Raw genomic sequence first — 13,009 nt, 5'->3', positions numbered from 1 at the left:
CTATAGTTGAATAATATTCAGCTTTAAGCCGTTTTTTTATTCAAATACTTCTAAGTCTGATTTTTAACATATTAAAATTCATATTTAAACAAAAAATGCTCTTAACCCTTTGATATAGCCAAGTTCGACAAATAAAACTTCAAAATCCGTTATAAAAATCATATTTTTACAGCGCTATAATTAAATATTGCATAATTTTTAGGTTAAATATTGACAATATAATGCTATGCGTGCATAATTTTTGAGAATTTATTCATGAATTCTCATATATTTAATTAAATTGCTAAACTAATAAATTAACTAACTCTCTAACATGAAGACAATCTTAAAGCTTTTCACTATGCTTTTTTGTGTGGCATCTTTTGCTCAAACCACTATAAAAGGTACAATTAATGACAATACTGGGCTACCATTGCCTGGTGCAAACATAGTCGTTGTAGGAACCAGCACAGGTACAGTATCTGACTTTGATGGAAACTACGCACTATCGGTGAACCAAGAACCACCATTTTCAATCCGAGTAAGTTACGCTGGTTTTGAACCTCAAACCATTGAAATTACTACTAACAATCAAACTGTCGATGTTACTTTAGCAGAAGGCAATTCACTTGATGAAGTTGTAATTTCTGCTTCACGTACTCCAGAACGAATTTTCGAATCACCAGTAACCGTAGAACGTTTTGGTTTGAAAGAAATCAAAAATACGGCATCTGCAGATTTTTACGGAGGTTTAGAAAGCTTAAAAGGTGTGGATGTAAACACCAGTAGTTTAACGTTTAAATCTGTAAACACTAGAGGTTTTGCAACTACAGCCAATACGCGCTTTATGCAATTAGTTGATGGTATGGATAATTCAACTCCAGCTTTAAATTTCCCTATTGGAAACCTTGTTGGTATGGTTGAAACAGATGTACATAGTGTTGAATTATTACCTGGAGCTTCTTCAGCTTTATACGGAGCAAATGCTTTTAACGGTATTTTATTTATGCGAAGTAAAAACCCATTTGATCATCAAGGTATAAGCGCTGTTGTTAAAAAAGGTATTACCTCTCAAAAAGCAGCAGGGGACAATGAGTATACTGATATAGGTATTAGCATGGCTTATAAATTTAGCGATAAATTTGCAGCAAAAGTTAACTTCGGTTATTTAAACGGTACAGATTGGGCAGCAACTAGCGAAGTAGATAGTGATATGCTTGGTGGCACAAGAGCTAACAACTTAAACTATAACGGTATAAATGTTTATGGAGATGAAGTATCTGCTAACATTAATGATTTAGCTGGAGGAACAGGAATCGTACCAGACGTTTTTGTTAGTAGAACAGGATATAACGAACGTGATTTAACAGAATATAAAGCCCAAAGTATCAAAGCCGATTGGGGATTATATTACCGTCCAATAGAAGATAGTAATTTTGAAATCCAATATGTAGGTAAAGTTGGTACAGGTACTACAATTTACCAAGGGACTAACAGATATAATATTGACGGATTCTTTCAAGAACAACATAAAATAGAACTTAAAAATGACAACTTTTTCGTAAGAGGTTATGTCGTAGCCGATAAAGCTGGTGATTCTTATGATATGGTATTTACTGGAATTAATATTAACAGAGCTTGGAAAAGTGATGCTGATTGGTTCGGTGATTACATCAATACTTACGTAGCTGCAACATTAGGTGGTGGCGCTACAGATACACAAGCACATGCTGCTGCAAGAGCTGCTGCTGAAACAGGAAGATTTGAACCAGGATCGGCTGAATTTAACAATGCATTCGATAGAATTATTCAAGATCCAGATTTAGCAACAGGGTCACAATTCCGTGATGCATCTAAATACTATCACGCAGATGGTAATTACAATTTTAGTCATTTGACTGATATTGCAGACATTCAAGTTGGTGGATCATATAGACGTTATAATTTAAACTCTTTTGGTTCAATTTATACAGATTATGATGGACCAATTGATTATAGTGAATTTGGTGTATACACTCAAGTTCAAAAAGATTTAGAACTTAGTGAAGAAATGAAATTAAAAATAACGGCTTCTGCACGTTATGATAAATCAGAGTTTTTCGACGGGTTTATTTCACCAAGATTATCATTAGGGTTAACACTAAACGAAAATCACAACATTAGAGCTTCTGCACAAACAGGTTTCAGAAATCCTACAACGCAAGATTTATTTATTGGGTTAGATGCTGGTAGAGCAATACTAGTGGGTTCTGCCCCAGACAATTTAGACCGTTATACTAGAGATTTTACAGCAAGTAATGGAACTGTATATACTCAAACCGGTGGTGCTGCTTATAATAATTCTTATACAGCATCTTCTGTACAACAATTAGCCGCAACTGGTGACCCTTCTGTTTTAGAAATCGCTAATCCAAACCTTGTTTCTCCAGAAAAAGTATCTTCTATAGAAGTAGGATATAGAGGAAAAATCAATAAAGTTATTATTGATTTTAGTACCTATTATAACAAATACCAAGATTTCATTTCATCAGAAGTGGTAATTGCACCACTATACGGATCTGTAGCAGATGGTTCTGCAGTAGCAGCTATAGCTAGTAGTGATTTCACAACCTATAGTGCTTACACAAATTCAGATGTAGATGTTAATTCTTATGGAGCTTCATTAGGAGTATCAACTAAAGTAATGGGCGATTTTGATTTAGGCGGAAGTTATACATTCACTAAACAAGATTTTGACCAAGCTGCAAATCCTAATTTCGAAACTAACTTTAATACACCAGAGCACAAATTCAAAGCTCATTTTGGTAATACAGAGCTATTTAAAAACTTTGGATTTAATGTAGCCTATAGATTTAGTGATGATTATTTCTGGGAAGCAACTTTTGGAGATGGTATAGTACCAGAATTCCATACTGTAGATGCACAGATTAATTATAAGATTCCTGCATTGAAATCTACAATTAAGATAGGTGGTACAAACATTGGAGGTAAGGAATATTTCACTGTATTTGGATCAGGTTATATAGGCTCAATGTATTATGCCTCTTGGACAATTAATAACTTATAAAAAATAGCAAAATGAAAAATATAAAATATTTATTACTATCTGCTGTCCTTATCGGATTTACAGCATGTAATGATGAAGAAGATTTCGAAGACCAATTAGACAATCCTACTACAGAAGAAATATTACCGGCATTAACACAAGGTGAAGCCGATTTTTCAAAATATATTGCTGTTGGAGCATCGTTTTCTGGAGGCTTTATGGATAACGCTTTATTTATTGCTGGTCAGCAAAGTTCTTTTCCAAACTTATTATCTCAGAAATTTGCCCTTGTAGGTGGTGGTAGCTTTACCTTACCTTTAATGAATGACAACATTGGAGGATTTGTAGCAGGAACAACAGTAGTATCTCCGCCAAGACTTTTCTTTGATGGCAGTGGTCCTACCCTTTTACCAGCAACACCAACAACGCAAATTACAGATGTATTATCCGGAACATTTAATAATTACGGTATTCCTGGAGCTAAAAGTTTTCACCTTGGTATAGCAGGTTATGGTACGTTAAATCCTTATTTTGGAAGAATGGCGTCAAGTTCGACGGCAACCATCTTAGGTGATGCAGTCGCTCAAAATCCAACATTTTTTACCCTATCTGAAATAGGAGGAAATGATGTATTATCGTATGCAACATCAGGAGGATCTGGTGTAGACCAAACCAATAACTTTGACCCATCAACTTATGGTACAAATGATATAACAGACCCTAATGTATTTGCAGCGTCATTTTCGGCAACTGTAGATGCCTTAACGGCAAATGGCGCAAAAGGTGTGGTTGCTAATCTGCCTTACATTACAACATTAGCACATTTTACAACAGTACCTCACAATCCATTAGACCCAACAAATGAAGCTTTCGGACCTCAGATTCCATTATTAAATTCGATTTTTGGGGCTTTAAATCCAATTTTTAATGCAGTAGATTCTAGTAGAGCAATTGTTTTTTCTGAAACAGCTGCAAGTGCTGTGGTAATTAAAGACGAAACGCTTGATGATATATCTGCTACAATTGCAGGAGCCTTAAATGCAAGTCCAACGTTTCCCGCTTTTATAGCACAATTTGGATTACCTGCAGAAGCAGTGCCATTAGTCGCTAATTTATTAGGAAATACTTATGGACAAACAAGACAAGCTACTGCAGCTGATTTATTAGTATTACCTAGTAGTTCAGTAATTGGTACTGTAAATGAAGATTATGCTACGGCATTACAATTACAAGGTTTACCAGCAGCACTTGCTGCTCAGTTTTCTGCGGAAGGGATTACACTTCCTTTAGAAGATAAATGGGTGTTAATTCCTAGTGAACAATTAGCTATAAAGACAGCAACCGATGCTTACAATGAAACTATTGATGCTATAGCTACCAGTAAAGGTCTTGCTTTTGTAGATTTCAAATCAATTTTAGAACAAGCATCTACAACAGGGTTTGCATCTGGAGATTTTATTCTAACTACAGATTTAGTGTCTGGTGGCTTAATAAGTTTAGATGGTGTTCATTTAACATCTAGAGGGTATGCCTTAATGACAAATGAAATGATGAAAGCTATTGATGCAACATATGGATCAAATTTTGAAGCCTCTGGCAACTTAGCAGATCCAGGAGAATATCCAACAAATTACCCTCCTACCTTACAGTAAAAACAATCTATTTACAATTATAAAAAACGCTCTCAAATTGAGAGCGTTTTCTATGCTTAAAAAAGCCATAAATTTTGACGGAATATTTAAAATAAAACTCATATCTTTGCAGCGCGAAAAACCGAGGTATTCAAGTAGATTGATTAAGTCAGTTTTTACATTTAAACAATTGCAAAACAAAAACATAAGAGTAATGTCTAAAGTTACAGGTAAAGTTGCACAAATCGTAGGTCCAGTTATCGATGTAGAGTTCGCTGCTGGTTCAGAGCTTCCAAAGATTTATGATTCGTTAGAAATAAATAACCAAGATGGTTCTAAATTAGTATTAGAAGTACAATCTCACATTGGTGAAGATACGGTACGTACTATTGCTATGGATTCTTCAGATGGTTTAAGTAGAGGGACAGAAGTACATGCTACTGGTGCTCCAATTCAAATGCCAGTTGGAGAAGATGTTTACGGACGTCTTTTTAACGTTATTGGTGATGCTATTGATGGATTAGGAAATTTACCTAAAGCTGGTGATGCTGGTTTACCTATTCACAGACAAGCTCCAAAATTCGAAGATTTATCAACATCTACCGAAGTTTTATTTACTGGTATTAAAGTAATCGATTTAATTGAGCCTTACGCAAAGGGTGGTAAAATTGGTTTATTTGGTGGTGCTGGTGTTGGTAAAACAGTATTAATCCAAGAGTTGATTAACAATATTGCAAAAGGACACGGTGGACTTTCTGTATTTGCAGGTGTTGGTGAAAGAACACGTGAAGGAAACGATTTACTTCGTGAAATGTTAGAGTCAGGTATTATTAAATATGGTGATGACTTTATGCATTCTATGGAAGAAGGCGGATGGGATTTATCTAAAGTTGATAAATCTGGAATGAAAGAATCTAAAGCGACTTTCGTATTCGGACAAATGAATGAGCCTCCTGGAGCTCGTGCTCGTGTAGCACTTTCAGGATTAACTATAGCAGAATATTTCCGTGATGGTGCTGGTGAAGGACAAGGGAAAGATGTATTATTTTTCGTAGATAATATCTTCCGTTTTACACAAGCTGGTTCTGAGGTATCTGCATTATTAGGTCGTATGCCTTCTGCGGTAGGTTACCAACCAACATTAGCAACCGAAATGGGTGCAATGCAAGAACGTATTACGTCAACAAAAAGAGGATCTATTACATCTGTACAAGCGGTTTACGTACCTGCAGATGATTTAACGGATCCGGCTCCAGCAACAACGTTTGCTCACTTAGATGCCACAACAGTATTATCTCGTAAAATTGCAGAGTTAGGTATTTATCCTGCGGTAGATCCATTAGATTCTACGTCGAGAATTTTGACTGCTGATATTTTAGGTGATGAGCACTATAACTGTGCACAACGTGTAAAAGAGTTATTACAACGTTACAAAGAATTACAAGATATTATTGCAATCCTTGGTATGGAGGAATTATCTGAAGAAGATAAAATGGCTGTAGGTAGAGCAAGACGTGTACAACGTTTCTTATCACAACCGTTCCACGTAGCAGAGCAATTTACAGGACTTAAAGGTGTTTTAGTAGATATTAAAGAAACAATTAAAGGTTTTAATATGATTATGGATGGTGAATTAGATCATTTACCAGAAGCAGCATTTAACCTTAAAGGTTCTATCGAAGAAGCTGTTGAAGCCGGAGAAAAAATGTTAGCAGAAGCATAAATCAGTAAGCAGTAATCAGTGTTCAGTCCTCAATGTGACTGTAAACTGCCAACTGCCGACTGCAAACTCAAAGAATATGTATTTAGAAATTGTATCTCCAGAAGCCACATTATTTGGCGGAGAAGTTACTTCGGTAACGGTTCCTGGAATAAACGGTGAATTTCAAATGTTGAATAACCACGCTCCTATTGTCTCTATTCTTAAAGAAGGCCATGTGAAAGTTGAAGGTAATATTCAATTAGAAAAAGAGGTTGAAGCTAAATTTACAAAATCCGATAAAGGAGTTTGGTTAGCTATCAATTCTGGAACACTTGAAATGAAAGATAATAAGCTAATTATTTTAGCGGATTAACACCTATCATTATATAAATTATATAAGCGCGAAATATTTCATTTCGCGCTTTTTTTGTTTTATAACTTACCTAATATCTTATCCATAACCCAAGCTGTGTGTAGTCCACTTTCCCCTGTTGATGGATGCTGTGAAATCCCACTAATATGTTTTTGCATATGGTCAACATGGTACAATTGTATAGGATTAGGATTATCTATTAAGAATGTTTCATGGTTATTATCTCTAATTAATTCAATAGGATCATCTCCAAAAACAGAAAAACGCAACTCACCTTCACTTCCGACAATTCTAACGCTATCTTCTCTTTTATAAGCACCAAAATTCCAGGATGCAGAACCAATAACACCAGAATCATGGAACCACGAACCAGAAATAGCATCTTTAGCAGTATATAATTGTTGTTGATTTAAACTCACACCACTAGCCTCCTTAATACCTCCCAATAAGTAAATACATAAATCTAACCCGTGACTTGCTAAGTCATCAAAATAACCAGCTGGTGCAATTTTAACATCGGTTCTCCAATTATAATCATCAGACAAATCTGTAGGACTAGCAGTCCTTGCTAAGTTCCAATTCACATATCTTATAACTCCTATAGCATTATTATCTATTAGTGATTTTACTTTATCAAATCTTGGTAGAGATCGCCGATAGTACGCTATAAATAATGGTATATTTTGATCTGCGAAAGCTGTATATATTTCTTTACATTCTTTATAGCTTGGCGCCATTGGTTTCTCTATACAGCAAATTTTTCCGGCTTTAGCAACCTTTAAGGCATATAAATGATGACTATCTGGAGGAGTAGCGATATAAACGGCATCAACATTTTTATCATTTATAAGTGCATCGGCATCATCATAATACGTTTTTACACCATGGCGTTGCGCATAATCTTTAGCTAATTCTAATCGTCTGCGCATTACTGCGACAAGCTCAAAACCATTAACTAAACTGTAGGCAGGACCACTTTTAACTTCGGTAACATCACCACAACCAATAATTCCCCATTTTATAGTTTTATCCATAGCTTATTATAATTGTTTTATGGCTTCAAGTTCTACTTTAAGTTCTTGAAACATGGTCATAATACTACTTAATTTCAATTCCTTTTCATCATATTCTTGCGTATTAATACAACAGGTAAATTCCCAAATCTCCAAAACAGTTTCACGTGCAATTAAATACGGTTGATAGCTTTTGTTATCTGAGCTTAATAATAAACTTGTTGTATCTCCTTCAGGTACATAAATGCGTTTATACACCAAACCATCATCTTTAGTTAATATGATATAAGTACGTCCGTTTTTAATATCCCTAATATCTTCCAAAAACTTCGCAACAATAAAAGCACCATCTTTTACAGGTAACATAGAATCGCCTTTAATAGGAAATGCGCGGTGTGTCCCTGTGGGCAAAAAAGGCAATTTAATTTTTTGAAGTTGCTCTATATATTCCGGATCATCGTAACCAGATAAATAACCTGCTGATGCTTTTGTAGGTATAATTTCAATTAAATCTTCGTTATCTTCATTTACGGTTACAGGAAATAATACGCGCTTGTTCCCTACTTCTATAAATGAGGTGTTTTTGGCTTTACGCAAATCGTTTTTCACTAAGATATCAATCGGAATATCAAAGAAATTAGACAAGTCTATTAAACGGTCTATGGGTGGCTCAGAGCGACCTTCTTCGTAAGATCCAACAACAGAACGCGTCCAGCCAAGTTCGTCTGCAAAACGCTCTTGAGACATCTTTTTTAACGCCCGAAGATGCTTTATGTTAACTTGAATTGGTTTCATTTAAAATTTTATTTTTATTAATTATTTTTTTAAAAGTGTCATACTAACAGCACAAGCCCTTACAACTCATATTCTCTTCCATCCTCACTATTCACTATTTTACTTTTTTTAAACATTACTACAAATATAAGCAATACAAACTACATATAGTAGCTAATTTTACAGTCTAGCTTTTTTATTATGTATTTAAATTGTCACACGTATTACAGCCTTCGTTATGGAACCATAAAACCAGAACAACTCCTTGCTATTGCATCCGAAAACGGTGTTCAAACCCTTGCATTAACAGACATTAATAGTACATCCGCATGTTTAGATGTGATGCGTTTATCAAAAAAATATAAAATAAAACCAGTGCTAGGAGTCGATTTTAGAAATGGTGCGCAGCAGCAATTTATTCTTATTGCTAAAAACAATAAAGGCTTTCAAAACATCAATGCGTATCTGTCTAAATTTCTGCATAATCATGATTTGCAAATTCCCGAACGACCAAATGAAAATTTAGACGATTGTTTCGTGATTTATCCATATCAAAACGACATAGATTTCGAATTAAAACCTAATGAGTTTTTAGGCATTACACCTCAAGACCTTAATCGACTTAAATTTTCAAAATGGAATCAATTCAAACATAAGCTCGTGGTGTTAAAAACAGTGTCCTTTCAAAATAAAAAAGGATTTAACACACACCGTTTATTACGTGCTATTGCAAATAACACCTTGTTAAGCAAACTTCCAAAGTCTGAAGAAGGCAACGAACACGACAGAATGCTTCCTTATAACGACCTGTGCGAAACCTACTCAGAATTCCCCAAGCTTATCAGTAATACTGAGAAGCTTTTAGAGGATTGTACCACAACGTTTGATTTTGAAAATACCACACCCAAAAATCAAAAATGCCTCACTGAAAATGAAACTTCAGATTATAAACTCTTAAAACAATTGACTTACGATGGCATTCCGTATCGTTATGGCACTGACGTAGAACAAAAAGTGTATGACCGCATTGAAAAGGAACTTAGCATTATAAAACAACAAAACTTTGTGTCTTATTTTCTTATCAACTGGAAAATCTTAGAATACGCGCGAAGCAACGACTATTACTACGTTGGTCGTGGCAGTGGTGCCAATAGTATTATTGCCTATTTATTGCGAATTACAGATGTAGATCCTATTGAGCTCGATTTGTATTTTGAACGTTTTATTAATCTCTTCCGTCAGAATCCACCAGATTTTGATCTCGATTTTTCTTGGCGAGACAGAGATGATATCACCAATTATATTTTCAAAACCTTTAAACATACAGCGCTTATTGCGGTTTATAACACCTTTAAATTTAAAGCTTCGGTACGTGAATTAGGGAAAGTTTTTGGCTTACCAAAAGCTGAAATGGACAAATTAACCCGAGGAAAATATAACATTAATCAACTCGATAAACTCTCGCAATTGGTTATTAAATATGCTCAGTACATTCAAGGTTTTCCCAATTATTTAGGGATTCATGCTGGTGGTATTTTAATTTCAGAACAACCCATTCATTGCTATTGTGCCACATTTATGCCTCCAAAAGGGTTTGCCACCACACAATTCGATATGGTGGTTGCTGAAGATATTGGCTTATATAAATTCGATATTCTGAGTCAACGTGGCTTAGGAAAAATAAAAGAAGCGGTAGAAATTATTGACGAAAATTACAGCGATCAACCGCCTATTGATATTCATGATATAAAAGGGTTTAAAAAAGACGAACGGATAAAGGATTTACTACGACATGCCAAAGCGATTGGCTGTTTTTACGTAGAATCACCAGCCATGCGCATGCTCTTAAAAAAGTTACAAGTCGATAATTATTTGGGCTTAGTCGCGGCAAGTTCTATCATTAGACCTGGTGTGGCTAAAAGTGGCATGATGCGCGAATATATTTTGCGTTATCGTTATCCCGAAAAACGAAAAGAAGCCCATCCTATTTTGCAGAAAATCATGCCCGAAACCTACGGTATTATGGTCTATCAAGAAGATGTCATTAAAGTCGCACACCTTTTTGGTGGTTTAGATTTAGGCGAATCGGATATGTTGCGTCGTGGTATGTCTGGAAAATTTAGATCGCGAGACGAGTTTGATAAAGTGAAACAAAAATTCTTTGACAATTGTATAAACGATGGTAAACCCGAAGCTTTAGTGACCGATATTTGGCGACAAATTGAAAGTTTTGCAGGCTATGCCTTTGCTAAAGGGCATTCAGCTTCTTATGCTGTTGAAAGCTATCAAAGCTTATTTTTAAAAGCTTACTACCCTTTAGAATACATGACCGCAACTATTAATAATTTTGGGGGATTTTACAACACAGAACTCTATGTGCACGAAGCCAGAATGCACAACGGCATCATTGAAGCTCCTTGTATTAATCACTCCTTTCATCAAGCGATTATAAAAGAGAAAACCATTTATTTAGGCTTTATGTTTTTACAATCTTTAGAATCTAAAACCATCAATCGTATACTAAATGAACGCAAAAAAAATGGCCACTTTCAATCGCTAGATGATTTTATAGAACGTGTGCCAATTTCCATTGAACAGGTTTCTATTTTAATTAAAATCAATGCCTTTCGGTTTACACATATTAATAAACGCGAATTGCTTTGGGAAGCCCATTTAAAAATTAGTAAAACGGTAGTACAAGACGAGGTGATAACACTATTTAAAACCCAACGGATTAACTATAATACACCAGAATTACCAAGTACAGACTTAGAAAATGCTTTCGATTCAATTGAATTATTAGGATTTCCCATTTGTAATCCATTTTATTTACTAGAAAACCATTCGATTAGTAAGTTACGCGCTAAACACTTAACACAGCTAGAAAACAAACTCATTAGCATTGAAGGCTACTTGATTACCACCAAAAATACCAAAACATCGAACGGTAAAATAATGCATTTTGGAACGTTCTTAGATCGTGATGGTGATTTTTTAGACACGGTTCATTTCCCTCCTACTGTAGCCAAATATCCATTTAGAGGAAAAGGGATTTATAGCATCATAGGCAAAGTCATGGTAGAGTTTGATTGTGTTACGATTGAAGTTTCAAAAATGGAACGCTTGGCAATTATTGAAGATCCGCGTTATTCAATAAAATCTTTGAATCCAACATTTCAGAATAAAAAAAGTTTTCAAGAGCACAAAAGAGCCATCGCTCAGTAGGGACAAGTCGCGACTTGTCCGTGCCGCGAATTATCCCAAATCAAGCATGAACAAAAACCGCAGCATCGTACACATGGATCTCGACACCTTTTTTGTGTCCTGTGAAAGACACATGGATAGTAGTCTCAATGGAAAACCGATTCTCATTGGTGGCACAAGCGACAGAGGCGTTGTAGCATCTTGCAGTTACGAAGCGCGCACCTTTGGTGTGCATTCTGCCATGCCAATGCGTATGGCCAAACAATTGTGCCCAGAAGCCATTGTGCTTAGAGGCAACTCTGGGATTTACACTAAATTTTCAAATGACGTTACCGATGTGATTAAAGAAAGTGTGCCGCTTTATGAAAAAACATCAATCGATGAATTTTATATGGACCTCACCGGAATGGATAAATTTTTTGGTTGTCATAAACTGGCTTCAGAATTACGTCAGAAAATTATTAGAGAAACAGGTTTACCTATTTCCTTTGGCTTATCACTTAACAAAACGGTGTCTAAAATTGCCACCGGAGAAGCCAAACCTAATAACGAGATTCGTATTCTCTCTGGTGATGAAAAACCATTTCTAGCACCACTGTCGGTTAAAAAGATTCCAATGGTTGGCAATGTCACTTACAAAGCCTTGTGTGATTTGGGCGTCAAACGCATTCATACCATACAAGAAATGCCCATGGAACTCATGCATAAAGTATTGGGCAAAAATGGCCTTGTTATTTGGAAAAAAGCCAATGGCATAGACAATTCGCCAGTAGTGCAATACCAAGAGCGTAAATCCATTTCTACAGAACGTACGTTTAATCAAGATACCACAGATGTTGCCAAATTAAAAGGGATGATTGTTGCTATGGCAGAAAACTTAGCTTACCAACTCCGTCGTGGTCATAAATTAACGGCTTGCGTCACCTTTAAAATTCGGTATTCAGATTTTCAGACCTACACACAACAACAACGCATTCCATATAGTGCTATGGACCATATGCTTATTCCTGTGGTCTTAGATTTGTTTAAAAAACTATACCATCGTAGACTTTTAGTACGGTTAATTGGTGTAAAATTTAGTCATTTGGTAGAAGGTGGCCATCAAGTAAACCTGTTTGAAGACAATGAAAAACACCTTAACCTCAGCAATGCTATGGACAAAATGCGCGAACGTTATGGAGATAGAGTCGTTATGAGTGCTGCAGGATTAGAAGCTAAAACCATTAGCCGTTTTAATCCTTTTAATGGAGAACCTCCTCCTTTATTGGCTAATCGACGTCAATAATT

8 protein-coding genes are annotated in these 13,009 nt (G+C 35.6%); 6 read left to right on the top strand and 2 right to left on the bottom strand.

The window, feature by feature from the left end:
- The first annotated feature begins 313 nt into the window (after positions 1-313).
- From HM992_RS04700 to HM992_RS04685, 4 genes are all read left to right on the top strand, one after another.
- Positions 314-3,046: a TonB-dependent receptor gene (locus HM992_RS04700; RefSeq protein WP_178986161.1), complete on the top strand. Its 2,733-nt coding sequence runs from the start codon at positions 314-316 to the stop codon at positions 3,044-3,046.
- 11 nt (positions 3,047-3,057) lie between these two features.
- On the top strand, positions 3,058-4,677 hold the full coding sequence (locus HM992_RS04695; RefSeq protein ID WP_179318892.1) for an SGNH/GDSL hydrolase family protein: 1,620 nt from the start codon (positions 3,058-3,060) through the stop codon (positions 4,675-4,677).
- A 193-nt stretch (positions 4,678-4,870) separates the two neighbouring features.
- A complete protein-coding gene (gene atpD / locus HM992_RS04690) occupies positions 4,871-6,379 on the top strand; it encodes a F0F1 ATP synthase subunit beta (protein ID WP_178986163.1) in 1,509 nt (502 codons plus the stop codon).
- Between the two features lie 76 nt (positions 6,380-6,455).
- The gene (locus tag HM992_RS04685) at positions 6,456-6,731 is read left to right on the top strand and encodes a F0F1 ATP synthase subunit epsilon (RefSeq protein WP_178986164.1); all 276 of its coding nucleotides are present in this window, start codon (positions 6,456-6,458) and stop codon (positions 6,729-6,731) included.
- A 59-nt stretch (positions 6,732-6,790) separates the two neighbouring features.
- Here HM992_RS04685 and HM992_RS04680 read toward each other — a convergent pair whose 3' ends face one another.
- Both HM992_RS04680 and HM992_RS04675 read right to left on the bottom strand, forming a co-directional pair.
- Positions 6,791-7,765 carry a Gfo/Idh/MocA family protein gene (locus HM992_RS04680; protein ID WP_179318891.1) on the bottom strand — a complete coding sequence of 325 codons (975 nt, stop codon included), beginning with the start codon at positions 7,763-7,765 and terminating at the stop codon, positions 6,791-6,793.
- Positions 7,766-7,771: 6 nt separating this feature from the next.
- Positions 7,772-8,539 (bottom strand): XRE family transcriptional regulator, encoded by a 768-nt coding sequence (locus HM992_RS04675; protein WP_178986166.1) that lies wholly within the window; start codon positions 8,537-8,539, stop codon positions 7,772-7,774.
- Positions 8,540-8,719: 180 nt separating this feature from the next.
- Here HM992_RS04675 and HM992_RS04670 point away from each other — a divergent pair, with 180 nt between their 5' ends.
- Together HM992_RS04670 and dinB are read left to right on the top strand one after the other, a co-directional pair.
- Complete coding sequence (locus HM992_RS04670; protein ID WP_179318890.1) at positions 8,720-11,743, top strand: DNA polymerase III subunit alpha; 3,024 nt, start codon at positions 8,720-8,722, stop codon at positions 11,741-11,743.
- Between the two features lie 46 nt (positions 11,744-11,789).
- The gene (gene dinB / locus HM992_RS04665; RefSeq protein WP_178986168.1) at positions 11,790-13,007 is read left to right on the top strand and encodes a DNA polymerase IV; all 1,218 of its coding nucleotides are present in this window, start codon (positions 11,790-11,792) and stop codon (positions 13,005-13,007) included.
- Positions 13,008-13,009: the final 2 nt, after the last annotated feature.

It is taken from the genome of Winogradskyella helgolandensis, assembly GCF_013404085.1.
GTDB lineage: Bacteria > Bacteroidota > Bacteroidia > Flavobacteriales > Flavobacteriaceae > Winogradskyella > Winogradskyella helgolandensis.
This window is presented reverse-complemented; position numbering and strand designations above follow the sequence as displayed.

Coding starts and splice junctions, on each gene's coding strand:
- HM992_RS04700 (WP_178986161.1), top strand. CDS start 314: ATGAAGACAATCTTAAAGCTTTTCACTATGCTTTTTTGTGTGGCATCT.
- HM992_RS04695 (WP_179318892.1), top strand. CDS start 3,058: ATGAAAAATATAAAATATTTATTACTATCTGCTGTCCTTATCGGATTT.
- atpD (WP_178986163.1), top strand. CDS start 4,871: ATGTCTAAAGTTACAGGTAAAGTTGCACAAATCGTAGGTCCAGTTATC.
- HM992_RS04685 (WP_178986164.1), top strand. CDS start 6,456: ATGTATTTAGAAATTGTATCTCCAGAAGCCACATTATTTGGCGGAGAA.
- HM992_RS04680 (WP_179318891.1), bottom strand. CDS start 7,765: ATGGATAAAACTATAAAATGGGGAATTATTGGTTGTGGTGATGTTACC.
- HM992_RS04675 (WP_178986166.1), bottom strand. CDS start 8,539: ATGAAACCAATTCAAGTTAACATAAAGCATCTTCGGGCGTTAAAAAAG.
- HM992_RS04670 (WP_179318890.1), top strand. CDS start 8,720: ATGTATTTAAATTGTCACACGTATTACAGCCTTCGTTATGGAACCATA.
- dinB (WP_178986168.1), top strand. CDS start 11,790: ATGAACAAAAACCGCAGCATCGTACACATGGATCTCGACACCTTTTTT.